Source organism: Kitasatospora sp. NPDC056731, from assembly GCF_040687675.1.
GTDB lineage: Bacteria > Actinomycetota > Actinomycetes > Streptomycetales > Streptomycetaceae > Kitasatospora.
Window position 1 is genome coordinate 150,421 of the sequence record NZ_JBFBNR010000017.1, and the last position, 23,919, is coordinate 174,339.

24 protein-coding genes are annotated in these 23,919 nt (G+C 73.2%); 7 read left to right on the forward strand and 17 right to left on the reverse strand.

Annotated elements, in window-relative coordinates; all coding sequences use genetic code 11:
• Positions 1 to 14: 14 nt before the first annotated feature.
• Entirely contained in the window at positions 15 to 1,043 is a 1,029-nt protein-coding gene (gene argC, locus AB0R04_RS20035) for an N-acetyl-gamma-glutamyl-phosphate reductase (protein ID WP_363372860.1), read from the reverse strand.
• Between the two features lie 162 nt (positions 1,044 to 1,205).
• Complete coding sequence (locus tag AB0R04_RS20040; protein ID WP_363372862.1) at positions 1,206 to 2,408, reverse strand: methyltransferase; 1,203 nt, start codon at positions 2,406 to 2,408, stop codon at positions 1,206 to 1,208.
• 82 nt (positions 2,409 to 2,490) lie between these two features.
• Between AB0R04_RS20040 and AB0R04_RS20045 the strand changes: the two genes are divergently transcribed.
• Together AB0R04_RS20045 and AB0R04_RS20050 are read left to right on the forward strand one after the other, a co-directional pair.
• Positions 2,491 to 2,916, forward strand: coding sequence for a VOC family protein (locus AB0R04_RS20045; protein ID WP_063346847.1), 426 nt, complete (start codon positions 2,491 to 2,493; stop codon positions 2,914 to 2,916).
• 90 nt (positions 2,917 to 3,006) lie between these two features.
• Positions 3,007 to 3,381, forward strand: coding sequence for a S4 domain-containing protein (locus tag AB0R04_RS20050; RefSeq protein ID WP_063346848.1), 375 nt, complete (start codon positions 3,007 to 3,009; stop codon positions 3,379 to 3,381).
• A gap of 31 nt (positions 3,382 to 3,412) precedes the next feature.
• Here the strand turns inward: AB0R04_RS20050 and AB0R04_RS20055 are convergent, their stop codons facing one another.
• The gene (locus AB0R04_RS20055) at positions 3,413 to 3,919 is read right to left on the reverse strand and encodes an FBP domain-containing protein (protein WP_363372866.1); all 507 of its coding nucleotides are present in this window, start codon (positions 3,917 to 3,919) and stop codon (positions 3,413 to 3,415) included.
• 205 nt (positions 3,920 to 4,124) lie between these two features.
• On the reverse strand, positions 4,125 to 5,009 hold the full coding sequence (locus tag AB0R04_RS20060) for an SAM-dependent methyltransferase (protein ID WP_363372868.1): 885 nt from the start codon (positions 5,007 to 5,009) through the stop codon (positions 4,125 to 4,127).
• Positions 5,010 to 5,284: 275 nt separating this feature from the next.
• On the opposite strand from AB0R04_RS20060, the gene AB0R04_RS20065 reads away from it, so the two are divergent.
• Positions 5,285 to 6,244, forward strand: a complete 960-nt coding sequence (locus AB0R04_RS20065; RefSeq protein WP_079135471.1) for a polysaccharide deacetylase family protein — start codon at positions 5,285 to 5,287, stop codon at positions 6,242 to 6,244.
• A gap of 34 nt (positions 6,245 to 6,278) precedes the next feature.
• Here the strand turns inward: AB0R04_RS20065 and AB0R04_RS20070 are convergent, their stop codons facing one another.
• Entirely contained in the window at positions 6,279 to 7,097 is an 819-nt protein-coding gene (locus AB0R04_RS20070; protein ID WP_363372870.1) for an SDR family oxidoreductase, read from the reverse strand.
• A 282-nt stretch (positions 7,098 to 7,379) separates the two neighbouring features.
• On the opposite strand from AB0R04_RS20070, the gene AB0R04_RS20075 reads away from it, so the two are divergent.
• Positions 7,380 to 8,249, forward strand: coding sequence for a 3-hydroxybutyryl-CoA dehydrogenase (locus AB0R04_RS20075; RefSeq protein ID WP_063346851.1), 870 nt, complete (start codon positions 7,380 to 7,382; stop codon positions 8,247 to 8,249).
• Between the two features lie 69 nt (positions 8,250 to 8,318).
• On the opposite strand, the gene AB0R04_RS20080 is transcribed toward AB0R04_RS20075, so the two are convergent.
• From AB0R04_RS20080 to infC, 11 genes are all read right to left on the reverse strand, one after another.
• Positions 8,319 to 9,161: a chitosanase gene (locus AB0R04_RS20080; protein ID WP_363372871.1), complete on the reverse strand. Its 843-nt coding sequence runs from the start codon at positions 9,159 to 9,161 to the stop codon at positions 8,319 to 8,321.
• 118 nt (positions 9,162 to 9,279) lie between these two features.
• Entirely contained in the window at positions 9,280 to 10,254 is a 975-nt protein-coding gene (locus tag AB0R04_RS20085; protein ID WP_063346853.1) for an ABC transporter permease subunit, read from the reverse strand.
• The gene (locus AB0R04_RS20090; protein WP_363372874.1) at positions 10,251 to 11,189 is read right to left on the reverse strand and encodes an ABC transporter ATP-binding protein; all 939 of its coding nucleotides are present in this window, start codon (positions 11,187 to 11,189) and stop codon (positions 10,251 to 10,253) included. Before AB0R04_RS20090 ends, AB0R04_RS20085 begins: the two co-directional genes overlap by 4 nt.
• A complete protein-coding gene (locus AB0R04_RS20095) occupies positions 11,186 to 11,617 on the reverse strand; it encodes a GntR family transcriptional regulator (protein ID WP_363372876.1) in 432 nt (143 codons plus the stop codon). Before AB0R04_RS20095 ends, AB0R04_RS20090 begins: the two co-directional genes overlap by 4 nt.
• Before the next feature lie 143 nt (positions 11,618 to 11,760).
• Complete coding sequence (pheT, locus tag AB0R04_RS20100) at positions 11,761 to 14,262, reverse strand: phenylalanine--tRNA ligase subunit beta (RefSeq protein ID WP_363372878.1); 2,502 nt, start codon at positions 14,260 to 14,262, stop codon at positions 11,761 to 11,763.
• A complete protein-coding gene (gene pheS, locus AB0R04_RS20105) occupies positions 14,262 to 15,383 on the reverse strand; it encodes a phenylalanine--tRNA ligase subunit alpha (RefSeq protein ID WP_363372880.1) in 1,122 nt (373 codons plus the stop codon). The genes pheT and pheS overlap by 1 nt, the downstream gene beginning before the upstream one ends.
• Before the next feature lie 280 nt (positions 15,384 to 15,663).
• Positions 15,664 to 16,767 carry an ATP-binding protein gene (locus AB0R04_RS20110; protein WP_063346858.1) on the reverse strand — a complete coding sequence of 368 codons (1,104 nt, stop codon included), beginning with the start codon at positions 16,765 to 16,767 and terminating at the stop codon, positions 15,664 to 15,666.
• Positions 16,768 to 16,877: 110 nt separating this feature from the next.
• Positions 16,878 to 17,744 carry an RNA methyltransferase gene (locus AB0R04_RS20115; protein WP_363372882.1) on the reverse strand — a complete coding sequence of 289 codons (867 nt, stop codon included), beginning with the start codon at positions 17,742 to 17,744 and terminating at the stop codon, positions 16,878 to 16,880.
• 104 nt (positions 17,745 to 17,848) lie between these two features.
• The gene (gene rplT / locus AB0R04_RS20120) at positions 17,849 to 18,244 is read right to left on the reverse strand and encodes a 50S ribosomal protein L20 (protein WP_030055649.1); all 396 of its coding nucleotides are present in this window, start codon (positions 18,242 to 18,244) and stop codon (positions 17,849 to 17,851) included.
• A gap of 109 nt (positions 18,245 to 18,353) precedes the next feature.
• The gene (gene rpmI, locus AB0R04_RS20125) at positions 18,354 to 18,548 is read right to left on the reverse strand and encodes a 50S ribosomal protein L35 (protein ID WP_030055648.1); all 195 of its coding nucleotides are present in this window, start codon (positions 18,546 to 18,548) and stop codon (positions 18,354 to 18,356) included.
• 141 nt (positions 18,549 to 18,689) lie between these two features.
• On the reverse strand, positions 18,690 to 19,475 hold the full coding sequence (gene infC / locus AB0R04_RS20130) for a translation initiation factor IF-3 (RefSeq protein WP_363372901.1): 786 nt from the start codon (positions 19,473 to 19,475) through the stop codon (positions 18,690 to 18,692).
• Positions 19,476 to 19,957: 482 nt separating this feature from the next.
• On the opposite strand from infC, the gene AB0R04_RS20135 reads away from it, so the two are divergent.
• Positions 19,958 to 20,335, forward strand: coding sequence for a DUF1844 domain-containing protein (locus AB0R04_RS20135; protein ID WP_063346861.1), 378 nt, complete (start codon positions 19,958 to 19,960; stop codon positions 20,333 to 20,335).
• A 76-nt stretch (positions 20,336 to 20,411) separates the two neighbouring features.
• On the opposite strand, the gene AB0R04_RS20140 is transcribed toward AB0R04_RS20135, so the two are convergent.
• Positions 20,412 to 21,185: an SseB family protein gene (locus AB0R04_RS20140; RefSeq protein WP_363372883.1), complete on the reverse strand. Its 774-nt coding sequence runs from the start codon at positions 21,183 to 21,185 to the stop codon at positions 20,412 to 20,414.
• Between the two features lie 91 nt (positions 21,186 to 21,276).
• Between AB0R04_RS20140 and AB0R04_RS20145 the strand changes: the two genes are divergently transcribed.
• Together AB0R04_RS20145 and AB0R04_RS20150 are read left to right on the forward strand one after the other, a co-directional pair.
• Complete coding sequence (locus tag AB0R04_RS20145) at positions 21,277 to 22,500, forward strand: alanine racemase (RefSeq protein ID WP_363372885.1); 1,224 nt, start codon at positions 21,277 to 21,279, stop codon at positions 22,498 to 22,500.
• A gap of 292 nt (positions 22,501 to 22,792) precedes the next feature.
• Positions 22,793 to 23,716, forward strand: a complete 924-nt coding sequence (locus AB0R04_RS20150) for a lytic polysaccharide monooxygenase (protein WP_363372888.1) — start codon at positions 22,793 to 22,795, stop codon at positions 23,714 to 23,716.
• The last annotated feature ends 203 nt before the right edge of the window (positions 23,717 to 23,919 follow it).

Consider the following 23,919-nt stretch of genomic DNA (forward strand, 5'->3'; position numbering starts at 1 on the left):
GTTCGTACTGTTGCTCACGGTGCGACTCCGTTCACGGGAAGGCCCAGCTCCTCGGGCAGGCCCAGGGCGATGTTCATGCTCTGCACCGCGCCGCCCGCGGTGCCCTTCACGAGGTTGTCGATCGCGCTGATCGCGATGATCCGCCCGGCGGTGGCGTCCAGCGCGACCTGGACGAGGGCGGTGTTGGCGCCGTAGACGCTGCTGGTCTGCGGCCACTGCCCCTCGGGCAGCAGGTGGACGAACGGCTCGTCCGCGAACGCCTCGGCGTAGGCGGCGCGCAGGCTCTCGGCGGTCACCCCGGGCCGTGCCTTGGCGGAGCAGGTGGCGAGGATGCCGCGCGGCATCGGGACGAGGGTCGGCGTGAAGGAGACGGTGACGGGCTCGCCCGCGACCGGGGTGAGGTTCTGCACCATCTCCGGGGTGTGCCGGTGCACGCCGCCGACGCCGTACGGGCTGACGTTGCCCATGACCTCGCTGCCCAGCAGGTGGGTCTTGGCGGCCTTGCCCGCACCGGAGGTGCCGGAGGCGGCGACCACGACGGCCTCCGGCTCGGCGAGCCCGGCCGCGTATGCCGGGAACAGCGCCAGGGACACGGCCGTCGGGTAGCAGCCGGGCACGGCGATCCGGTTGCTGCCCTTCAACGCGGCCCGGTGGCCGGGGAGTTCGGGCAGGCCGTAGGGCCAGGTGCCGGCGTGCGCGGAGCCGTAGAACTGCTCCCAGTCGGTGGCGGCGCGGAGCCGGAAGTCGGCGCCGCAGTCGACCACCAGGACGTTGTCGCCGAGCGCCTCGGCGACGGCGGCGGACTGGCCGTGCGGCAGCGCCAGGAAGACCACGTCGTGGCCGGCCAGCACCTCGGGGGTGGTGGGTTCGAGGACGCGGTCGGCGAGCGGGATCAGGTGCGGCTGGAGCGCGCCCAGCCGGGTGCCCGCGTTCGAGCCGCCGGTCAGCGCCCCGATCTCCACCTCCGGGTGGCTGAGCAGCAGACGCAGCACCTCGCCGCCCGCGTATCCGCTCGCGCCGGCGACGGCGACTCGCAATGCCATGGCGTTCCTCCTTTGTTGTGGCATGAATATACGCAGCACGGAACATTCATGCAAGGAGCTGCGGTCAGGACCCCGAAGAACGCCCGAAAACCGCCCTGCGTCCGCCCGGCCGGGCCGCCACCGACCCGCGACCGACCCGCGACCGACCGGACGGACGCCGGACTACCGCTTGACCGCGCGCAGCACCACGAACTTGGGGTTGCCCGCCACCAGCTGGCAGTTCCCGAAGAGACGCCGCAGCTTGACGTGGTAACCGAGATGGCGGTTGCCGACCACCCACAGCTCCCCGCCCGGCCGCAGCGCCCGCCGGGCACCGGTGAACATCCGCCAGGCGGTGGCGTCCGTGGTGGCCTGGTGCGAGTGGAACGGCGGATTGTTCAGGACGAGGTCCACCGAGCCCGCGGGCGCCACCTCCGGCGCCAGCGCGTCGGCCGTCAGGAACTCCGCCCGGGCGTCCGGGCCCAGATTGGCGCGGAAGGTCTCCTCCGCCGAGGCCACCGCCTGATGGGACTCGTCGACGAACACCAGCTCCGCACCCGGCCCGGCCAGCGCGGCGGCCGTGCCGACCACGCCGTTGCCGCAGCCCAGGTCGACCACCCGGGCCCCGGGCGCCGGGGTCGGCAGGTGGCCGAGGAAGAAGCGGGTGCCGATGTCGAGGCGCTCGGCGCAGAACGTGCCGGCGTGGTTGACCACCGTGCGCCCGGACACCGCTCCGACGTCCGGCGGCAGCGCGTAGCGGTGCGGCCACGGGCTGGGGCCGGGATCCAGCGCCGGATCCGGGGTGCAGAAGATCAGCCGGGCCTTGCGGGCGGCGAGCGAGGTGCGGGTCGGGCCGAGGATCCGCTCGAAGAGCTGGAGCGTGGAGGTGTGGATCTCGGCGACCATGCCGGCGCCGACCACCACCGTGCCCGGGTGGACGGCGGGGGCCAGCCGGTGCAGCTGGTCCTCCAGCAGGGCCAGGCTCTTGGGCACGCGCACCAGCAGGACGTCGATCCGCTCCGGCGGGGCGTCCCGGGTGGTCAGCAGCCGGGCCGGGTCGACGGCGGCGCCGGCCCGCGCCAGGTTGGCCAGGGTGGCCTGCCGGCCGAGGTGGGAGTCGACGATCTGCACCGGCTCGTGGGCGGCCAGCGCGGTGGTCAACGCGCCCCAGCGGTCGCCCAGGACGACGATCCGGCGGCCGGCCAGATCGGTCGCGGTGCCGGCGGCGCTGTCCGCCTCGCCCGCGAGGTGGCGCAGCAGGTACTCGTCGGCCGCGTCCCAGGCCCGCAGGCGCTCACGCGGGTCCTCGGGGAAGCGGGTGAGGTCGAAGGCGCCCCACGGCGTGCTGAACAGGGTCGCCGCGGCGGGCGTGATCTCGGGATTCATCGTGTTCTCAGGCTATCCGACGGCCCGACGGGGAACCGTTTCGACGGATACTGGAAGAGCCCGGCCGAGAGGGGTGAGGGCGATGGACTGGAAGCTCGAAGTCGTGGTGGTCCCGGTGTCGGACGTGGACCGCGCGAAGCTGTTCTACGAGGAGCTGGTCGGCTTCACGGTCGACCACGACACCCGGTTGCGCGACGGGGTCCGGGTCGTCCAGCTGACTCCCCCGGGCTCCACGTGCTCCATCGTGGTGGGCACCGGGGTCATCGGGGCGCCGCCCGGATCCGTGAAGGGACTGCAGCTGGTGGTACCGAACATCGACAAGGCGCACGCCGAACTCGCGGCCCGGGGCGTCGAGGTCAGCCCGGTCCAGCACTTCGAGGCGGGCAGCCGGGTGGACGGGCACGGCGAGGCGTGGAACTCCTTCGTGTTCTTCAACGACCCGGACGGCAACGGCTGGGCGGTCCAGGAGGCTCCGCAGGCGGCCCGGATGGTGCCGGAGGCGGCGTAGCAGGCGCCGCGGGCTCGGGGGCCGGTTCGGGCTCGGGCTCGGGCCGGTTCGGGCTCGGGCCAGTTCGGGCGGCTTGGGTAGGCTCCAGGGATGGCTGAACACGAGGGAAGCGTGCGGGTGGACAGCTGGATCTGGTCGGTCCGGCTCACCAAGACGCGGGCGCTGGCCGCCGCCGCCTGCCGGGCCGGGCACGTGCGGGTGAACGGCGAGCGGGTCAAGCCGGCCCAGGCACTGCGCCCCGGGGACGAGGTGCGGGTCCGCGAGGAGGGCTACGAGCGGGTCGTCGTGGTGCAGAAGCTCATCCGCAAGCGGGTCGGCGCGACGGTGGCGGCGGACTGCCTGATCGACAACAGCCCGCCGCGGCCGCCGCGCGAACTCGTCGCGACGGCCGGCGAGCGGGACCGGGGCGCCGGGCGCCCGACCAAGCGGGAGCGGCGCGACCTCGACCAGCTGCGCGGGCACTGATCCCGTCAGCGCGCCGGGTCGGCGAGTCCCGTCAGCGCGCGGTGTCGGCGAGCACCCTGGCGAGGAACGCGTCCAGGTTGCCCACCGTCCGGTCGATCTGCCGCTCCAGCGGCAGCGACTCGTCGGGCCTGGTCACCAGGGCGGATTTCTTCAGCCCGCGCACGTACAGCGAGCAGGCGAGGTCGGCGCAGATGTACGTGCCGACGGTGTTACCCTCCCGCCCGGCCGCTCCGGCCCGGCGGGCGGCGAGCAGCGCGACGCCGGAGCCGGCGTGCGCGGTGATGCACAGCGAGCAGACGTTGGTCTTGGTGAGGCTGCGGCGGATCGTCGGCACCCGCAGCGTCACGCCGACCGGTTCGCCGCCGTACGACGCCACCAGGTAGGCCCGGTCGGGCGCGCCCTGGTCCCGCCAGCCGAGGAAGTCCAGGTTCTCCCAGGGCAGTTCCGCCAGGCCCCGGGGGAGGTTGAGCCGACTGGCCTCGCCCTTGGAGCAGTTGACGAAGGACGCGCGGATCTCGTTCTCGTTCAGGGGTTCCATGCCGCGGAAGCTAACACCGGCCCGCCCGCGCTGTCGTGCCAATTTCTCCCGGTACGCGCCGGGTTGGGCCGCTGACGGTCCGTCGCCCGCCCGGGTGCGCACCAGGGCGGGAGACGGAATGTCAGTGGCCGAGCCTAGGCTCCGTGGTGTGCGAGGCCGGTCCCGGCGTAGGAGGGAGGCGCCGGGGCCGCCTCGTGAACCGGGGCTACTGCTTGAACGCGACGCCCGCATAGGCGGAGACGTCCTGCCAGCCTTCGGGGAGTTCGGTGGTGGGGACGTGGCCGGGGGTGGGGCGCCAGAGCGGGAGTTGGACCAGGCCGGGGCCGGCGAACTCGAAGTCGCCGAAGAAGGGTTCGACGCCGGCGCGCGGGCGCAGCACCAGGGGGGCGCTGGCGCTGCGGTAGATGCGGGTGCCTTCGGCGGCGCTCTCCCGGGAGGTGAAGTCGGGGCTGCCGTGGGAGAGGATCAGCGCGCTGCCGGGGGCGAGCGCGTCGCGCAGGGTGCGGACGATCTGCTGGGCGCCGTCCTCGTCGCGGATGAAGTGCAGCACGGCGACGAGCATCAGCGCGACCGGCCGGGACAGGTCGACGGCGGCGAGCAGGCCCGGGTGGTCGAGGATGGCGGCCGGGTCGCGCAGGTCGGCCTCGATGACCGAGGTGTGTCCGGCGGGGTGGCCGGCCAGCAGGGCGCGGGCGTGGGTGGCGACGATCGGGTCGTTGTCGACGTACACCACCCGGGCGTCCGGGGCGACCCGCTGGGCGACCTCGCTGGTGGAGCCGACGGCCGGGATGCCGGTGCCGATGTCGACGAACTGGCGGATGCCCCGGCCGGCGGCGAACTCCACCGCGTCGCCGAGGAACTGCCGGTTGGTGCGGGCCAGCAGCGGCAGCGCGGGGTAGGCGGCTATGGCGGCCTGGGCGGCCTTGCGGTCGGCCTCGAAGTTGTCCTTGCCGCCGAGGTAGTAGTCGTACATCCGGGCGGTGTGCGGGATGCCGGTGTCGAGCTCGCTCGGCGGCTGCCAGTCGTCCGCTCTGGCCCAGTCCCAGTCGGTGCCGGTGGCCTCGCCGATGGCTGCGCTGTCCTCGTGCATCCTGTTCCGCCCCCCTCTGCCGTGCTCACTGCCGGAAATGGCACCGCCGCGGCGGTCGGCGGGCCCGCCCGGTACCACGGGGGTGACCCGCGTCCGGCCCGGCCACCTTCCCGTGGCGTGCGGTGCGCCGTGATCGTATCCGACGACACGCCGGTGAAACAGCGGGAGTTCAGGTTTACGCAACACCCGGGCAGTGGAGTGTGTGCACGTCAATGGCGGTACCGGGACGCTCCTCGGATCGCCGTGGGTGGCCACCGTCCCTATGCTGACTGCCGATGACTGCCGACCGCCGCACCGTACTGCGCACCGCCGTCCAGCTGGCCGCCCTGACCGCCGCCAGCGGGTTCCTCAGCGCGTGTGCCTCCGGCACCCCGCGCCGGGCCGATGCCGGGGGGCTCGCCGTGCACCCGGGCACCCTCGACCCGCAGCACACCACCGACCCGGCCTGGAACGGCGGCGAGGGCCCGGCCTCCCCCGTGCCGTCCGCCCCGCCGGAGCCGCAGCCCACCGGGGCCGACCCGACCGCCGGTACCGACCCGGCCACCGGCGCGGAGCCGGCCGCCGGGGCTGCGACGCCGCCGACGCCCCCGCCCACGCCTCCGACGCCGCCGGTGCTGCCGCCGCTCGCCGCCGGCACCCCGGTCGAGGTGGTGAACGGGCCGCGCACCAGCAAGTTCGTGGCGCTGACCTGCCACGGCAGCGGCGATCCGAAGCAGGCCACCGCGCTGCTGGAGGCCGCCGAGCAGCGCGGCATCAAGCTGACCGTGATGGTCGTCGGCAGCTGGCTCGACCAGCAGCCGCAGATGGCCCGCCGGATCCTGGACGCCGGCCACGAGCTGGGCAACCACACCCAGAACCACCTCGACCTGTCGACGATGACGGCCGCCCAGGTGCACGACGAGATCGCCCAGTGCGCCGAACGGCTCCAGCGGCTCACCGGCTCGATCGGCCGCTGGTTCCGCCCGTCCGCCGCGCAGTACGCCACCCGGACGGTGCGCGAGCAGGCGAAGGCGGTCGGCTACGAGCACGTGCTGTCCTTCGACGTCGACCCGCGCGACTACAACGACCCGTCGGCCGCCGAGTTGCAGCGCCGGGTGCTGAAGTCGGTGCGCGGCGGGTCGGTGGTCGCCCTGCACATGGGCCACCAGTGCACGGTGGACGCGCTGCCGGGCATCCTGGACGGCCTCGCCAAGGCGGGTCTGAAGCCGGTGACCGCCAGTCAGCTGTGCGCCTGACCGCTCTTCGCAGCGCGCCGGCCGAGGGGCCCGTTCAGCCCATCGGGTCGTCCGCCTTGTACGGGCGCATCCGCAGCGTCCGGGCGTCCGCCGCGCGGATCTCCGCGGCCCGGTTGACCAGCTCCTCCAGGTCGTCCCGCCCGGCGTGGATGAACCGGCCGTGCAGGCCGTCGAAGCGGCCGCGGGCGGCGTCCACGGTGACCGCGACCATGTACGGGATGGAGCCCCAGGTCTGCGTGTCCTTGAACATCGGCATTCCCGCGGTCATGTCGGTTTCGACCGCGCCGGGGCTGATGTCGAGGATGACGATGCCGTGGCGGGCCAGCGAGTCCGCCATGTTGTCGGAGAGCTGGAGCAGCGCGCCCTTGGAGGTGGCGTACGCGGTGTAGTGGCCGTCCGGGCGCAGGGCGAAGCCGGAGTTGAGGTTGACCACCCGGCCGCGCCGCCGGGACACCATGCCGGGCAGGACGCAGCGCAGCAGGTTGTAGGGGCCGCGCAGGTTGGTCTCGATCACCTGCCACCACTGGTTGGCGTCGGTCTCCCAGAGCGGCACCTCGGCGCGGTCGACCAGGCCGGCGTTGTTGATCAGCAGGTCGATCGGGCCGAGGTCGCGTTCGACGACCCGGACGGCCTCGCGGACGGCGCCGGCGCGGGTGACGTCGGCGGTGACGGCGACGCCGCGGGAGCCGTGCCGGGCGCACTCCTTGAGGGTGTCGGTCAGCGTCCCGTGGGTGCGGCCGACCAGGCCGACGGCCATGCCCTCGGCGGCCAGGCCGATGGCGATCTCCCGGCCGATTCCCCGGCCCGCGCCGGTGATCAGGGCGACCTGTCCTGTGAGCGATCCCGTCGGCACCGTGTGCTCCCTTCCCGTCCCCGGCCCCCGTCTGCGGCATTCTTCCGGCCGCCGCACGGGCCCGGCCCCGGGCGCACGGGCGGCGGGCCCGGCCTCACCCGTTCGGACGACGGCTCGCACTGGCACCCGGCCGGGGAGGGGGTGACCTACTGGCCGGTACGGAGTAGTAACGTCGTCGGGACGGTGACCGGTGCACCCATTCCGGCACACCGGCCCGTTGACCAGCAGCTCGCTGGGTCACCAGTCGCTGGGCGATCCCCAGCACCACCGAAGGGCAACTGAGTGAGTGACATCGCGCGCGTCGGAGTGATCGGCTGCGGCCTGATGGGGTCGGGCATCGCGGAGGTCTTCGCCCGGGCCGGGCTGGACGTCCTGGTGGCGGAGGCCAGCGGCGAGGCGCTGGAGTTCGGCCGTACCCGGCTGACCAACTCCCTGGACACGGCGGTCAAGCGCGGCAAGCTGAGCCCGGAGGAGCGGGACGCGGCGCTGGCCCGGCTGGCCTTCACCGTGGACCTGGCCGACTTCGCCGACCGCGACCTGGTGGTCGAGGCGGTCGCCGAGCGCGAGGACATCAAGGTCAAGATCTTCCAGACCCTGGACCAGGTGGTCGAGCGCCGGGACGCGATCCTGGCCTCCAACACCTCGTCGATCCCGATCGTGAAGCTGGCCGCCGCCACCTCCCGCCCCGAGCAGGTGATCGGCCTGCACTTCTTCAACCCGGCGCCGGTGCAGAAGCTGGTCGAGGTCATCCCGACGCTGACCACCTCGGCGGTGACCACCGAGCGGGTCGAGGCCTTCGCCTCCCAGGAGCTCGGCAAGGAGCCGATCCGCGCCCGCGACCGGGCCGGCTTCGTGGTCAACGCGCTGCTGGTGCCCTACCTGCTGTCCGCGGTGCGGATGTTCGAGTCGGGCGTGGCCACGGCCTCCGACATCGACAAGGGCATGGAGGCCGGCTGCGCCCACCCGATGGGCCCGCTGCGGCTGTGCGACCTGATCGGCCTGGACACCATCGTCTCGATCGCCGAGTCGATGTACGACGAGTACAAGGAGCCGCTGTACGCGGCTCCCCCGCTGCTGTCCCGGATGGTCGACGCGGGCCTGCTGGGCCGTAAGTCCGGCCGCGGCTTCTACGACTACACCGCGAGCGCCTGAGCACCGGCCGGTGGATGGCGGCGGGGCCCGGGAGCGAGGTGCTGCTCCCGGGCCCCGCTCGGCGTTGCGTCAGCTGTTGATGGCGTAACTGTCGCCGTAGACCTTCCACTTGAGCGGCGGGTTGAGGTCGAAGTTCTTGGCGTTGAGGAAGACCGACTGCTCGGTGTCGACCCGGCTGGTGTCGGAGTGGGCCTGCTCCTTCTTCATGACCACCTTGCGGGCGTCCAGGAAGGCCTTGAGGTAGGTGGCCTCGTCGCCGCCCTGGGCGGGGGTCTTGGCCTTCTTCAGGGCGGCGGCGCGGATGCCGCCGAAGCTGTCCGAGCTGTTGCCGGGGCCGTGCATGACGATGGCGTCGTAGTAGGCGAACTGGCCGAGCGCGCGCAGGCCGTCGGACTTGGCCTGGTTGACGGCGGGGTTGAAGTACACCCGGTCGCGCTCGTCGTTCTGGGCCTGCAGGAAGACCGCGTCCTTGGCGGCGGCGGCCCAGTCGTTGACGAAGGGGGTGCCGAGGCCGGCGTGCGAGGCGCTGCCGTTGACCTTCTTCAGGGCCGGCAGGTACTTGGCGAGGACGTTGCCCGGCTTGAGGTCGGTGTAGTGCTGGACGAGGTCCAGCATGTCGCCGGTGCCGGAGCAGAAGCCGATGATGCCGGCGGTGTAGCCGCGCCCGTCGCCGATGTCCTCGATGTACTTGTACTGGGCCTTCCAGTCCAGCGAGGAGTTCTCCGCGCTGGACACCAGCTGCATCGCGATGTCCTTCTTGTGCGGGTCGTCCAGCCCGACTCCCTTGAGCTGGACGGACGTCGCGGACTTCGGCGCGGCGGTGGCGGCGCCGGCGGCCGCGACCGTGAGGGGCGCGGCCACCAGGGCGGCGGCGAGGGCGATGCGGAGGGCACGGTGGTGCTGGGGACGCATACGATGCTCCGTTTCCTCGGGGGGTTAGGAAACTTTCCTAACGAGAATTAAGGGCCCTCCTTCCCCGTCCCCGCAAGGGTTTTGACAAAGTCTCTTCAAGGCTCTTCAAAGACGCAGGTCAGACCGCCCGCCTGCGCACCCACCAGACCGCCGCCGCGCACAGCAGCACCGCCAGGGCCGCCATCCAGCCGAGCTCGATGAACTGGAACGACCAGTAGCGACTGCCCGGTTGGTAGATCTCGTGCGCCGAGTAGCCGCCCTCGCTCACCAGCTTCTGGGCGCCGTAGTAGTCGTTCCCCGCGTCGTAGAGCCGCCCGATGCTCATCCGGTTCCCGGCCGGGTCGGTGATCCACGTGCTCCCCTCCCAGCGGTGGTCGACCGAGGCCTGCGCCAGCGTGTGCAAGGTGTCCTGGAGCGGGGCGCGGTAGTCGAACCGCAGGGACTGGGCGACCAGCGTGGACACGACCGAGGCCGCCACCCCGATCCCCACCGCCACCACCGTCCGCCGCAGCACCGCGCCCGCGAGCGCGGACAGCGCGAAGACCAGCAGGACCCGGCCGACCAGGGCGGGCGCGGCGGCCGTGAACAGCAGCGGCGTGAAGCGGCCCGACTGCCTCGCCATCGGCTCCAGCCACCAGTTGGTCACCACGCCCGCCAGCGCCGTCGCGACGGCCAGCACGCCGCCCGCGACGGCCAGGACGCCCACCGTCCACCTGGTCCGTCCGGCCCCCTGGGTCCAGGCGAAGCGGACCGTGCCGTGCTCGAACTCCCGTGCCAGCAAAGGGCCGCCGGCGAAGGCGCCGAGGGCGCCGCCGAGGAAGTAGACGATGTTCGCGCCGACCATCAGCTCGGTGCCGTACTCGCGCAGGAACCCCTTCCAGTGCTCGTTGCAGGCTCGCGTCGCCATGTCGCAGTCACCCGCGCCGGACCGGTCGAACCCGGCGTGCAGGAAGTACCCGGTGACGGCCAGCAGCAGGACGAGCCCGGCCAGGACGCCCAGCAGCACCCGCAGCGCGGGCCGGTGCCGCAGCCACGCCGCCCGCACCACCCCGGCCCGGGGCAGCGCGGCGGGAACGGCGGTGACGGCACTCATGACAGCATCGCTTTCTCGGACGTACGGACGGACGCGCGGATGGCCCCGCGCGGGCCGGGCAGGGCGGAGGCGGTCGGCTCACGCAGGTAGGCGAGCACCAACTCCTCCAGGCCGACGCGCTGTTGGCGCCAGCCGGCGGAGACCGGGGCGTCCACGCCGCCGGTCCGCACCAGCAGGTGCGACTGCGCCCCGGCCCTGCGGTCGCGGACCACCGGCAGCCGGGCGGCGACCTCGTCCGCCCCGGCGGTCGGGCCGGTCAGCATCCGGTGGCCGGCCACCAGATCGTCCGCCTCGCCCGCCACCTGGACCCGGCCGCCGCCGAGCACCACCAGGTGGTCGCAACTCTGCTCCAGCTCGTTGACGGCGTGCGAGGAGAACACCACGGACAGGCCGTCCTCGGCCACGGCGGTCAGCAGCACCGCCATGAAGTCGTGCCGGGCCAGCGGGTCCAGGGCGGCCAACGGCTCGTCCAGCAGCAGTAGTTCGGGGCGCTTGGCGAGCGCCAGGGCGAGCGAGACCTGGGCCTGCTGGCCGCCGGAGAGGCGGCCGTACCTGCGGTCCAGCGGGATGCCGAGGCCCTCCAGGTGGGCGTGCGCCCGGGCGTCGTCCCAGCGGCGGTTCAGGTACCGGCCCATCCGGAGCAGGTCGCGCACGGGCACTCCGGGGTAGAGCGCGGCGTTCTGGGCGACGAACCCGATCCGGTCCAACGCCGCCGGAGAGCCCGGGAGTTGGTCGCCGAGAACGGTCATGGCGCCCTCGCTCGGCCGGGTCAGCCCGGCGGCCAGGCCCAGCAGCGTGGTCTTGCCGGCGCCGTTCGGCCCGACCAGCGCCACCACGCGCCCGGCGGGGACGGCCAGATGGCAGTCCCGCAGCGCCCAGGAGCGGCGGTAGCGCTTGCCGATCCCGCCGCAGTCGATCACGGTGTCCGCCGTCATGACGCCACCTCTCCGTTCCGCAGGTCGCGCAGCGTGTCCTCGAACACCGCGACCATCCCGTCCTCGTCCAGCCCGGTGGCCCGCGCCGCGCACATCCAGTCCAGCAATCCCCGCCGCAGCGCGGCCCGTTCGCGCAACGGCACCACCCCGGCGGGCAGTCCGCGCACGAAGGTGCCCTGGCCGCGCCGGCCGACGGCCAGGCTGCGGTGCTCCAGCTCGCGGTACGCCTTGAGCACGGTGTTGGGGTTGATCGCCAGCCCCGCCACCACCTCGCGCACCCGGGGAAGCCGGTCCCCCTCCGTCAACCAGCCCATCCGCAGCGCCTGTTCGACCTGCTGCACGAGCTGCAGATAGGTCGGGACACCGGAGGCCGGGTCCAGGCGGAACTCGATCGGAGGGGGCGGGTCGGCGCCTTTATCTAGTTCCATAGTTAATGAGTTAAGTGGACATGGTGACGTTCCGTCAAGCCAAGGAAAGGCGAGGAAAGGCGAGGGATGGCAGGAAAAGTCGAGGAAAGGCAAAGGGCCCCGCCCGGACCGAGGTCCGAACGGGGCCCTGAGGCCTGACGGGATCAGGCGCCGCGCAGCACCGCGCCGGTGCGGGCGACGGCCTCGGCGACGGCCGCCTCGCGGGCGGCGGTCGCCTCGTCGGCGGTCAGCGTGCGGTCCGCGGCGCGGAAGCGCAGCGCGTACGCCAGCGACTTGCGGCCCTCGCCGACCTGCTCGCCGGTGAAGACGTCGAACAGCCGGATGGCCTCCAGCAGTTCGCCCGCGCCGGAGCGCAGCGCGGCCTCCACGTCGGCGGCCGGAACGGCGGCGTCGACGATCAGCGCGACGTCCTGGGTGGCCACCGGGAAGCCGGAGACCGCAGGGCCGTTGACCTTCTCGGCGCCGTCCGCGGTGAGCAGGTCGACGTCGATCTCCATCGCGCTGGTGCGGGCCGGCAGGCCGAGCGCCTTGACGACGCGCGGGTGCAGCTCACCGGCGTGGCCGACCACCCGGTCGGTGCCGGTGACGACCAGCTCGGCGCAGCGGCCCGGGTGCCACGGCGCCCGCTGCCCCTGCCGCACGGTCAGCTCGACGCCGGCCGCGCGGGCCACCGTACGGGCCGCCTGGACGGCGTCCGCCCAGGACGCCCCGGCGCCCTGGCCCCACCAGCCGGACGGCAGCCGCTCGCCCGCGAGGGCGACGGCGACCCGGCGCGGCTGGTCCGGCAGCGCGGCGTCCAGCGCGGCCAGCTCCTCGGCGCTGGGCCGGCGGTCGACGGCCGGGCGCGGGGCCACGGACAGCTCGTCCTTGGGCAGGAAGACGGTGCCGGTCTCGTAGATCGCCAGGTCGGTGTTGCCGCGGCCGACGTTGCGGCGCAGCGAGCCGAGCAGGCCCGGCAGCAGCGTGGTGCGCAGCGCCGGCTCCTCGTCGTTGAGCGGGTTGACCAGCTTGACGGTGCGCCGACGCCGGTCGTCCGGCTCCAGGCCGAGCGCCTCGAAGGCGCTCTCGCCGAGGAACGGGTAGTTGTTGACCTCGACGTAGCCGGCCCCGGCCAGCGCGACGCCGATCCGGCGGTGGACGCGCTGGGCCTCGGTCAGGCCCTTGCCCGGGGGCACGTTGGGCATCCGGGCGGGGACGTTGTCGTAGCCCTCCAGCCGGATGACCTCCTCCGCGAGGTCGTACGGGTCGGTGAGGTCGGGGCGCCAGGTCGGCGGGGTGACCTCCAGGACGTCGGCGCCGGCGACCGAGCAGCCGATCTCCTGCAGGCGCCGGGTCACGGTCTCGCGGCCGTACGCGGTGCCGGCGACCCGGTCGGGCAGGTCGGCGGAGATGGTGATGGTGCGCACCGGGTGCGGGGCGGCGATGTCGGTGACCCCGGCCTCGGCGGTGCCGCCGGCGATCAGGACCAGCAGGTCGACGGCGCGCTGGGCGGCGGCGCGGGCGGCCTCCGGGTCGACGCCGCGCTCGAAGCGCTTGGACGCCTCGGAGGGCAGCTTGTGCCGCTTGGCGGCGCGGGCGATGGCGACCGGCTCGAAGTGCGCCGCCTCGATGATCACCTCGGTGGTGCCCGGTCCGGCAGCCGGGTCGAGGATCTCGGTGGAGGCACCGCCCATGACACCGGCCAGGCCGATCGGGCCGCTGTTGTCGCAGATCAGCAGGTCCTCGGCGGAGAGCTTGCGCTGCACGCCGTCCAGGGTGGTCAGGCTCTCGCCCTGCTCCGCCCGGCGGACCGTGATCGGGCCGCTCACGCGCTGCTTGTCGTAGGCGTGCAGCGGCTGGCCGACCTCCAGCATCACGTAGTTGGTGATGTCGACGGTCAGCGAGATCGGGCGGATGCCGGCCTTCTGGAGGCGGCGCTGCAGCCAGATCGGGGACTTGGCGGTCGGGTCGATGCCGACGACCGTGCGGGCCACGAAGCGGTCGCAGCCGGCCGGGTCGTTGACCTTGACCAGGTAGCCGAAGGAGTTGGCCGGCGGCACGTCGAGCAGCGCCGGGTCGGCCAGCGGCAGCCCGTACGCGGCGGCGGCCTCGCGGGCGACGCCGCGCAGCGACAGGCAGTAGCCGCGGTCCGGGGTGACGGCGATGTCCAGCACCTCGTCGACCAGCTGGAGCAGCTCGATCGCGTCGGTGCCGGGCTCGAACTCCGGCGGGAGCACGATGATGCCGTCGTGGTCGTCGCCCATGCCGAGCTCGCGGGCCGAGCAGATCATGCCGGCCGAGGTGCGGCCGTAGGTCTGGCGGGCCGCGATCGGGAAGGGGCCGGGCAGCACGGCGCCCGGGAGCACCACGACGACCTTGTCGCCGACGGCGAAGTTGGTGGCGCCGCAGACGATCTCCTGCGGCTCGCCGGTGCCGTTGGCGTCGCCGACGTTGACGAGGCAGTGCCGGATCGGCTTCTTGAAGCCGGTCAGCTGCTCGATGGAGAGCACCTCGCCGACCACCAGCGGGCCCTTGAGGTCGCCGCCGAGCTGCTCGACGGTCTCGACCTCCAGGCCGGCCCGGACCAGGCGCTCCGCCACGTCACGGCCGGTCTCGCCGGCCGGCAGGTCGACGTACTCACGCAGCCAGGAAAGCGGGACGCGCATCAGATCTCCATCCCGAACGGGAGGGTGAAGCGCACGTCACCCTCGACCATGTCGCGCATGTCGGCGACGTTGTGACGATTCATCAGGATCCGCTCCAGGCCCAGGCCGAAGGCGAACCCGCTGTAGCGGTTGGGGTCGACGCCGCAGGCGACCAGCACGCGCGGGTTGACCACGCCGCAGCCGCCGAGCTCGATCCAGCCCTCGGAGGAGCAGGTCCGGCAGGGGCGGTCCGGGTTGCCGACGCTCTCGCCGCGGCACACGAAGCACTGCAGGTCGATCTCGGCGCTCGGCTCGGTGAACGGGAAGTACGAGGGGCGCCAGCGCAGCTCCAGGCCGCCGCCGATCAGCTTCTCGACCAGCACCTCGATGGTGCCCTTGAGGTCGGCGAAGGTGATGCCCTCGTCCACCGCGAGGCCCTCGACCTGGCGGAACACCGGGGTGTGCGTGGCGTCCAGCTCGTCGGTGCGGTAGACGCGGCCGGGGCAGACCACGTAGACCGGGGGCTCGCGGTCGAGCAGGGTGCGGGCCTGAACCGGGGAGGTCTGGGTGCGCATCACCACGCCGGAGTCGGCGGAGCCGTCCGGGGCCTGCACGAAGAAGGTGTCCTGCATCGAGCGGGCCGGGTGGTCCGGGCCCAGGTTGAGGGCGTCGAAGTTCAGCCACTCGGCCTCGGCCTCGGGGCCCTCGGCGACCTGGTAGCCCATCGCGACGAAGGTGTCCTCGATGCGCTCGGCCAGGGTGGTCAGCGGGTGCCGGGCGCCGCGCGGAGCGCGGTCGTACGGCAGCGTGACGTCCACCGCCTCCTCGACCAGCACGCGGGCGTCGCGCTCCGCCTCCAGCTCGGCCTGCCGCTTGGCGAGGGCCTTGTTGACGGCGCCGCGGGCCTGGCCGATCAGCTTGCCGGCGGCGGCCTTGGCGTGCGGGGGCAGGGCGCCGATCTCGCGGTTGGCGAGGGAGAGCGCGGAACGGTCGCCGGTGTGGGCGACCTTGGCCTCCTTCAGCTCGTCGAGCGTGCTGGCGGCGGCGAAGGCGGCGACGGCCTCGTCCCGCGCCTGCTCCACCACCTCGGGCTTGAGGGCCTCGACCTCGACCGGGTCGTACGACTTGTTGGGTGCCGACATCTCTATCTTCCCGTGCTCCTGCTCGTCCGTGCTCAGGTAAGGGTGGCTGCCTCTGCGGTACGCCCGGTGTGGCCGGGGCACGGGCAGCCGTTCTCCGCACGACGGGGAAGAGGGGTGTCCGCGGCTCAGCCGCACAGGGCGTACCACAACGCCAAAGGTCGAGTGTAGTCGCAGCGCGTAGCGCGGCTGCCTGGAAGCCCGTCCAGCGGAACCCCGGAGCATGCGTTCATGCTCCTTCAGAGCTCCTTCAGAGCATGCTCTGCTTGTCGTTCATGCTCCTTCAGAGCATGAAGTCCGGAACGCTGGCGGGCAGGATAAATCGGAACCGGGCGCCGCCGCAGGGGGCCCGGTCGACCCGGATCGAGCCGCCGTGGGCCTCCACGATGCCCTTGACGATGTACAGGCCCAGGCCGGTGCCGCCGCGCTTGGAACCGCGCCAGAAGCGGGTGAAGACGCGCGGCATCGACTCCTCGGGGATGCCGCTTCCTTCGTCGCTCACGGTGACCGCGGTTCCTTCCACGATGCGGGGAGGGGTGCCCGAGCGCTCCCAGAGGGGCGCCTCGACGACCTCCTTGGCCGGTGCCACCTCGATCGTGACAGTTCCCTCGCCGTGGCGCACCGCGTTTTCCAGCAGGTTGGCCAGCACCTGGTCGACCTTGTCCGGGTCGGCCCACAGGACGGTCAGCGACTCGCTGATCCGGACGTCGAAGCGCTCCTCGGGGATGCCGGTGGCGACCTTGCGCTCGACGTGCCGGCGCACCGCGGCGGCGAGGTCGACCACCTGCTTGCGCAGCTCCAGCCGGCCGGCGTCGATCCGGGAGATGTCCAGCAGCTCGGCGATCAGCCGGGTGACCCGGTCGGCGTCGGCGTCCACCGTCTCCAGCATCAGCCGCTTCTGCCCGTCGGTGAACCGCTCCCACTTGGCCAGCAGCGTCGCCGTGAAGCCCTTGACGCTGGTGAGCGGCGAGCGCAGCTCGTGGGCGACGGTGGCGATCAGCTCGGCGTGGCTGCGCTCGGTGCGGCGCCGGGCCTCGGTGCCGCGCAGCGCGACCACCACCCGCTGCGGCGGCCCCAGCGGCACGTCCCGGACGTACCGGGCGGAGACCAGCACCTCGCGGCCGCCGGGCAGCAGCAGGTTGCGCTCCGGCTGGCCGGTGCGGGTGGCCAGGCCGCCGTACGGGTCGGTCAGCTGCCACCAGCGGCGGCCGTCCAGGTCCTCCAGCGGGAGGACGTCCTCCAGCCCGCTACCGAGCGCGGCCTCCGGGGGCAGGCCGGTGAGCCGGGCCGCGGCCCGGTTGAAGCAGACCACCCGGCCCAGCGCATCGGCGACCACCAGGCCGTCCGGTAGGTCGTCCGGGTCGAGCTCTGGCCCGCTGCCGACCATGGGTGTCCTCCCCGATTACCCACCGTGCCGTTCCCCCCACAGAGGCAGACCCTAGCGCCTCGCAGCCCCCTGTAGTAGGCCCTCGGCCGGTGGCGGCTGGAGCGTGCGGGTCAGGCGTTCGAGCGGCAGCCGCCGGGCGAGCGCTGCGCCCGGGCCGAGGCGTACAGGCAGACGGCCGCGGCGGTGGCCAGGTTGAGGCTCTCGGCGTGCCCGTGGATCGGGACGCGCACGACCTCGTCGGCCAGCGCGCGGGTCTCCTCCGGGAGCCCCCAGGCCTCGTTGCCGAACACCCACGCGCCGGGCGCGCCCAGGGTGCCCTCGTCGAGCTCCTGGTCCAGGTCGCGCTCCCCCGCGCCGTCCGCGGCGAGCACCCGGACCCCGGCCGCGCGCAGCTGCGCGACGGCCTCCTCGACCGGCACACCGACCGCCACCGGCAGGTGGAACAGGCTGCCGACGGAGGCCCGGACGGCCTTCGGGTTGTACAGGTCCACCGAGGCGTCGGTGAGCACCACGGCGTCCGCGCCGGCCGCGTCGGCGGTGCGCAGCACGGTGCCGGCGTTGCCGGGGTCACGGACGTGGGCGAGGACCGCGACGAGCCTGGGGCGGGCCTTGAGCACCTCGGCGAACGGCGTGTCGATGAAGCGGCAGAGCGCCACGATGCCCTGCGGGGTCACCGTGTCGCAGATGTCGGCGATCACCTCGTCGGTGGCGGTCAGCACCGGCAGCCCCTCGGCCAGCGTCGCCTCGACGAGGGCGGCGTGCCGCTCGGCGGCCTCCGGGGTCACGTACACCTCGACCACGGCGTGCTCGGCCGAGCCCGGCAGCTGGCCGAAGGCGACGGCCTCCCGGACGGCCTGCGGGCCCTCGACCAGGAAGCGGCGTTCCTTGGTGCGCTGGTTCCGCTTGGCGAGCCGGCGGGCGGCGACGACGCGCGGCGAGCGCAGGGAGGTGAGCAGGGGGGTGTCGGTGCTCGGCATGGTCTCGTTCTCTGTGGCGGGCGGCGCTGAAGATCCGGGGAAACGCAGAACCGGACCCGCAGGGAGCCTGCGGGTCCGGTCAGAGCTCAACTGATCTCGGAAGATCAGGCGGCGTCGGCGGCAGCCTTGGGGGCGTTCACGTCGGCCGGCAGCGCCTTCTGGGCGACCTCGACCAGCGACGCGAACGCGCCCGGGTCGTTGACGGCCAGGTCGGCCAGCATCTTGCGGTCGATCTCGACGCTGGCGGCCTTCAGGCCCTGCACGAAGCGGTTGTAGGTGATGCCGTTGGCACGGGCCGCAGCGTTGATGCGCTGGATCCACAGCTGACGGAAGTCGCCCTTGCGCTTCTTGCGGTCGTTGAAGTTGTAGACCAGCGAGTGGGTGACCTGCTCCTTGGCCTTGCGGTACAGCCGCGAGCGCTGGCCACGGTAGCCGCTGGCGCGCTCCAGGATGACCCGGCGCTTCTTGTGGGCGTTGACTGCCCGCTTGACGCGTGCCACTTGATTACTCCTTGGGTTGGACCACGGACTACTTCACGTGGTCCGTCATTCGAATGGGTCGGGAAGGATCAGCTGACCCGCTCACGGCTCGCGCCGAGCGGGAGGGCGATCACTTGCCGAGAAGCTTCTTGATCTTCTTGGCGTCAGCGGGGGCCAGCTCGACGGTCCCGGCCAGCTTGCGGGTCAGCGTCGAGGGCTTGTGCTCCAGGAGGTGGCGGCGGCCGGCGCGCTCGCGGAGCACCTTGCCGGAGCCACTGATCTTGAAGCGCTTGCTGGCGCCACTGTGCGTCTTCTGCTTCGGCATTTCGCCGTATCTCCTCGTCGGTCCCGTCCGCGCCCGCGCGGCCTGCGCCACGCGGGCGTGAACTGGATGGATCTGTGTGACCGGGCGGGGCGCCCCGTCACCTTGGGGCCGGTCTCCCGGGCCGCCCTGGCCGGTGAAGGCTCAGGCGCCCTGGGAGGCGGCCGGCTGCTCGACCGGAGCGTCGGCCTCGACGGCCGGCGCCTCGGCCGGGGCGTCCTGTGCCTCGGCCGCCTCGGTCGCCTCGTCGTCGGCGACCTCGTCATCGGCGACCTCGTCGTCGACCAGCAGGTCGTCGTCCAGCAGGTCGTCGTCCACCAGGTCGTCGTCCGCAGCGGCGTCGGCGCCGGGGGTACGGCCCTGACGCTCGGCCTTGCGGGCGTCGGCGAGGGCGCGGGCCTCGGCCATCGCCTCGGTCTTCTTCTTGTGCGGGCCAAGAACCATGATCATGTTTCGGCCGTCCTGCTTCGGCGACGACTCGATGAAGCCCAGGTCCTGGACGTCGTCGGCGAGCCGCTGCAGCAGGCGGAAGCCCAGCTCGGGGCGGGACTGCTCACGACCACGGAACATGATCGTGATCTTGACCTTGTCGCCCTGCTTGAGGAACCGGACGACGTGACCCTTCTTGGTGTCATAGTCGTGCGGGTCGATCTTCGGCCGGAGCTTCATCTCCTTGATGACCGTGTGCGCCTGGTTCTTGCGCGCCTCACGGGCCTTCATGGCCGACTCGTACTTGAACTTGCCGTAGTCCATGAGCTTGCACACCGGCGGCCGGGCGGTCGCCGCGACCTCGACCAGGTCAAGGTCGTACTCCTGCGCGAGCTCCAGCGCCTTGGCAAGCGGCACGATGCCGACCTGCTCGCCGCTGGGACCGACGAGTCGCACCTCCGGGACGCGAATCCGGTCGTTGATGCGGGGCTCGGTGCTGATGGGGCCTCCTCGGTTGCACCTTCTGCGATGCGGCCGTCGGACGGCGGACGCACGTAGTGGACTCGACCACTGGGCGGGGCTTCATTCGTGCTGCGCTGCCCGGCACCTGTTCGGCACCGTGTGCACCGCGACACGAAAAAAGCCCCGCTCGGTACAAGCGGGGCTCCACACAATCCGGGGGCAACACCCTGGTGAGGAGCGCTGCTGCGACTCGGCGCCGTGGCGCCCGTCGCGGACCGGGACCCGTCGACCCTGAGGTCGACCAGGTGGGAGACTTTCGCGGTTGCCCTCTCGGGCCTCCTGGGTGGAGCCTCCTCTTGCTGGCCAGGTGCCCATACGGGATCCCGGCCGGTCAGTCTCGAAGCATACAGCGCTGCGGAGTCGAACGCCATTCCGCCCCACCTCACCACCTTTGTCCGCCTCCGGAAGGGCCCTTGTACGCTCCAGGGGTACGGACACCGGCACGACGGAACGAGCCCCCCTTGAGCAGCGAGCCCACCAAGACCCCCGGCGCGGACGACGACGCGATCGGCTTCGACGACCTCACCCGGGACATCGCCGAGGTCCCGGCCGTCGAGGTGATCACCACCGTCGCGGTGCACCTGATGAGCGCCGCCGCGGTCAAGTGCGGCCTGGCCGAGGGCGGGGAGAAGGACAAGGACCTCGACGAGGCCCGCAAGCTGATCACCGCGCTGGCCGGGCTCGTCACCGCCGGCGCCCCGGAGATCAGCAACTTCCACGCGGCGCCGCTGCGGGACGGCCTGCGCTCGCTGCAGCTGGCCTTCCGCGAGGCCTCCATCGTCCCGGACGCGCCGGGCACGGGCCCGGGCGAGAAGTTCACCGGGCCGGTCTACTCCTGACCCGGACGCGACTCGGGGGCGGTGCGTCACGCGACGCACCGCCCCCGACGCACTTCCTACGGCTCCCTACCGCTTCCTACCGCCGGTAGAGCGGCTCCCCCGGCAGCTCCGCGCTCGCCGGCAGCACCGCGAGGTCCAGCCCGCGGTCCAGCCGCACCCGCAGCACCGGGTCGGCGGCCACCGCCCGCCCGACCCGCTGCACGGCCGCCTGCAGCCCGTCCTGGTCCAGTGCCGGGTCGAACACCACCGCGAGCACCCCGTCCGAGCCCTCCGAGGCCGCCAGCAGCCCGGTGAGCACCTGCGGCTCGGCCGCCAGCAGCCCGCGGACCGCCTCGCGCACCTCCGGGTCCCGGGCCGGCGGCAGGAACGGGCGGTTCTCCGCGAGCGCCCGCAGCCGGGCTCCGCTCAGCTGGAACGGCACCGGCCCGGCCGGGTCGACCAGCAGGGTGTCGGCGCGCTCGGAGAAGGCGACCATCGCGGCCTGCGGGGCCGCCGTCGGCGCCGGGCGGGCGTCGGCACGCCAGCGGGCGAGCGAGTCGAGCGAGGTGAAGGCCGGCAGCGCGCGGCGCCCGTCCGGGGCCTCCAGCACCGGGACGGCCATGTCGCTGGTCTTCTCGTGCTTGTGCCCGTGCGCGTCCACCTCGACCTCGCCGAGGATCGCGACGATCGGGACCATCAGCCGGGTGGGGGTCAGCGCCGCCAGCACCTCCGGCTCGGCCGCGCGGTCCTGCGACCAGCGGGCGAGGGCCTCGGCGAGCGCCGGGTCGGCGGTGCCGTCGTCGTCGGAGAAGCCGGGGTTCGGGATGCCCTTGCCGACGAACGCCGGGTTGGAGAAGTCTTTGCGGTCCACCCGCCCGACCCTATGCCACCGCGCGCGAGCCGCCCCATTTCCCTGCACGCGGGGCCTACCCACCGGTAGTGCGGTGTGGCACCCTGCGCCCATGGTGATCCTCGACGCACCCGCGACCGCCCCCACCCCGGTCTCCGACCGCCTCCGGTACGACCGGGCCACCGCGCACCTGGACGGGCCGGTGGCCGTCGTCGACCTCGCCGCCTTCGACGCCAACGCCGCCGACCTGGTGCGCCGGGCCGCCGGCAAGCCGATCCGGGTGGCCAGCAAGTCGGTGCGCTGCCGGGCGCTGCTGGAACGCGCGCTGGCCGTGGACGGCTTCGCCGGAGTGATGAGCTACACCCTCGACGAGTCGCTCTGGCTGGCCCGCACCGGCGTGCGCGACGTCCTGCTCGCCTACCCCTCCGCCGACCGGGCCGGGTACACCGAGCTGACCGCCGATCCGGCGCTCGCCCGCGAGGTCACCGTCGTCCTCGACGACCCCGCCCAGCTGGACCTGATCGACAAGGCCCGCGGCGGCGACGCCGAGGTGCGGGTCTGCCTGGAGCTGGACACCGCGCTGCACCTGCTCGGCGGGCGGGTCCGGGTGGGCGCCCGGCGCTCCCCGCTGCGCACCCCCGAGGACCTCGGCGCCTTCGCCGAACTCGTCCAGCACCGCCGGGGCTTCCGGGTGGTCGGCCTGATGGCCTACGAGGGGCACGTCGCCGGGGTGGGCGACCAGGTGCCCGGCCGGCCGCTGCGCTCGCAGCTGATCCGGCTGATGCAAGCCAGGGCCAGGACCGAACTGGCCGAGCGGCGGGCGGCCGTGGTCCGGCGGCTGCGGCGGGTGGCCGAGCTGGAGTTCGTCAACGGCGGCGGCACCGGCAGCGTGGAGTCCACCGTGGCCGAGCGCGCGGTCACCGAGGTCGCGGCCGGCTCCGGGCTCTACCTGCCCCGACTGTTCGACAACTACCGCTCGTTCCAAGGCCGTCCGGCCGCGCTGTTCGGCCAGCCGGTGGTGCGCCGCCCCGGCGTCGGCGTGGTGACGGTGCTCGGCGGCGGCTACCCCGCCTCCGGCCCGGCCGGCCCGGACCGCTCGCCGGTGCCGTACCTGCCGCAGGGGCTGCGCTACGACCCGATGGAGGGCGCCGGGGAGGTGCAGACCCCGCTGCTCGGCGCGGCCGCGGACGACCTGCTGATCGGCGACCGGGTCTGGTTCCGGCACGCCAAGGCGGGCGAACTGTGCGAGCGCTTCGCCGAACTGCACCTGATCGAGGGCGACCGGATCGTCCGGACCGTCCCGACGTACCGGGGCGAGGGGAAGGCGTTCCTCTGAGCGGTCGGCGGCCGGCGGCGGCCTGACCGCCCGAACGGCCGTCCGACGACCTTTCCGGAGCCTTAAGCGGGCCCGATGGAACGCCTAACCCGGCCGTTCCGTCGGGCCTTTGCCCTGTTCGGAGGCCTACAGTCCGTCAGGAAGCGTGGCACGCACGACTATTGCCAGCTGGTCCAGACCAATCATACGCTCTGGCCAGGGGTCCGCGGTCCGGGCCGGCGGCCCCCGAACGGGCAGGCGTGTCCGCTCCCCCCACACCCGCCCGGAACGACGGTCAAGGAGTCCCCACCCCATGTCCATCAAGCGAAGTGCCCTGTCCGTCGGCGCGGTCGGCGCCGCGGCCCTCGCGGTGGCCGTTTCCACCGCAGGCACCGCCAGCGCCCACGGCACCATGACCAACCCGGTCAGCCGGGTCGCCGCCTGCTACGCCGAGGGCCCCGAGCACCCGGTGTCCCAGATCTGCAAGGACCTCGTCGCCGCGAGCGGCACCCAGCCGCTGTACGACTGGAACGAGGTCAACATCGCCAACGCGGCCGGCAACCACCAGGCGCTGATCCCGGACGGCAAGCTCTGCTCGGCCAACCGCGACAAGTACCAGGCCCTGGACTGGCCCCGCACCGACTGGCCAGCCACCGCGGTCAAGGCGGGCGCCTTCACCTTCCAGTTCCGCACCACCGCGCCGCACGTGGGCACCCAGACCGTCTACATCACCAAGCCGGGCTACGACCCCACCAAGCCGCTGAAGTGGTCGGACCTCGACCCGACGCCGGTCGCCCAGGTGCAGGTCGACCGCAGCGCCACCAACGGCTTCTACACCTACGCCGGCACCCTGCCGCAGCGCACCGGCCGCCAGCTGCTGTACACGGTCTGGCAGCGCAGCGACAGCCCGGAGGCCTTCTACAGCTGCTCCGACGTCGACTTCGGCGCGGCCACCGCGACCGGCGCCCCGGCCATTTCGGCGCTCGCCGCGCAGGCCCCGGCCGCGCCCAGCGACGCGCAGATCGCGGCCGACGCTCCCAAGTCCACGGTCGCCCACCACGGCCACGGCGGCGACCCCAACTCCCCGGCCGGCGCCGTGATCCCGACCGCCGCCGCGGCCGTCGGCACGTCGGCCACCGGCCCGCTGCTGCTGGCCGGCGCCGCCGCGATCAGCGTGGGCTGGGCCGGCATGGTGCTCCGGCGCCGTCGCGTCGAGGCTGTTCGACGCGACTCCTGACGCCGGACGCGGGGCCGGGGCGGCCAAACCCCCGTCCGGCCCGGTTCCGCGGCTCCACCCCGTCCGGAACGAACGGCGGCGGCCCACCCGGAGAGTGCTTCTCCGGGTCCACCCCCCGCCCACACCTCGGCGACCAGCCCCTGCCAGGCGTCCACCACGGCGCCGAGCTCGAAGTGCTCCAACGCGTGCGCCCGGGCGGCCGC

Excerpts from the sequence above, each read along its gene's own strand:
- argC (WP_363372860.1), bottom strand. The coding sequence starts at position 1,043 with ATGGCATTGCGAGTCGCCGTCGCCGGCGCGAGCGGATACGCGGGCGGC.
- AB0R04_RS20040 (WP_363372862.1), bottom strand. The coding sequence starts at position 2,408 with ATGAATCCCGAGATCACGCCCGCCGCGGCGACCCTGTTCAGCACGCCG.
- AB0R04_RS20045 (WP_063346847.1), top strand. The coding sequence starts at position 2,491 with ATGGACTGGAAGCTCGAAGTCGTGGTGGTCCCGGTGTCGGACGTGGAC.
- AB0R04_RS20050 (WP_063346848.1), top strand. The coding sequence starts at position 3,007 with ATGGCTGAACACGAGGGAAGCGTGCGGGTGGACAGCTGGATCTGGTCG.
- AB0R04_RS20055 (WP_363372866.1), bottom strand. The coding sequence starts at position 3,919 with ATGGAACCCCTGAACGAGAACGAGATCCGCGCGTCCTTCGTCAACTGC.
- AB0R04_RS20060 (WP_363372868.1), bottom strand. The coding sequence starts at position 5,009 with ATGCACGAGGACAGCGCAGCCATCGGCGAGGCCACCGGCACCGACTGG.
- AB0R04_RS20065 (WP_079135471.1), top strand. The coding sequence starts at position 5,285 with ATGACTGCCGACCGCCGCACCGTACTGCGCACCGCCGTCCAGCTGGCC.
- AB0R04_RS20080 (WP_363372871.1), bottom strand. The coding sequence starts at position 9,161 with ATGCGTCCCCAGCACCACCGTGCCCTCCGCATCGCCCTCGCCGCCGCC.
- AB0R04_RS20085 (WP_063346853.1), bottom strand. The coding sequence starts at position 10,254 with ATGAGTGCCGTCACCGCCGTTCCCGCCGCGCTGCCCCGGGCCGGGGTG.
- AB0R04_RS20090 (WP_363372874.1), bottom strand. The coding sequence starts at position 11,189 with ATGACGGCGGACACCGTGATCGACTGCGGCGGGATCGGCAAGCGCTAC.
- AB0R04_RS20095 (WP_363372876.1), bottom strand. The coding sequence starts at position 11,617 with ATGGAACTAGATAAAGGCGCCGACCCGCCCCCTCCGATCGAGTTCCGC.
- pheT (WP_363372878.1), bottom strand. The coding sequence starts at position 14,262 with ATGCGCGTCCCGCTTTCCTGGCTGCGTGAGTACGTCGACCTGCCGGCC.
- pheS (WP_363372880.1), bottom strand. The coding sequence starts at position 15,383 with ATGTCGGCACCCAACAAGTCGTACGACCCGGTCGAGGTCGAGGCCCTC.
- AB0R04_RS20110 (WP_063346858.1), bottom strand. The coding sequence starts at position 16,767 with ATGGTCGGCAGCGGGCCAGAGCTCGACCCGGACGACCTACCGGACGGC.
- AB0R04_RS20115 (WP_363372882.1), bottom strand. The coding sequence starts at position 17,744 with ATGCCGAGCACCGACACCCCCCTGCTCACCTCCCTGCGCTCGCCGCGC.
- rpmI (WP_030055648.1), bottom strand. The coding sequence starts at position 18,548 with ATGCCGAAGCAGAAGACGCACAGTGGCGCCAGCAAGCGCTTCAAGATC.
- AB0R04_RS20145 (WP_363372885.1), top strand. The coding sequence starts at position 21,277 with ATGGTGATCCTCGACGCACCCGCGACCGCCCCCACCCCGGTCTCCGAC.
- AB0R04_RS20150 (WP_363372888.1), top strand. The coding sequence starts at position 22,793 with ATGTCCATCAAGCGAAGTGCCCTGTCCGTCGGCGCGGTCGGCGCCGCG.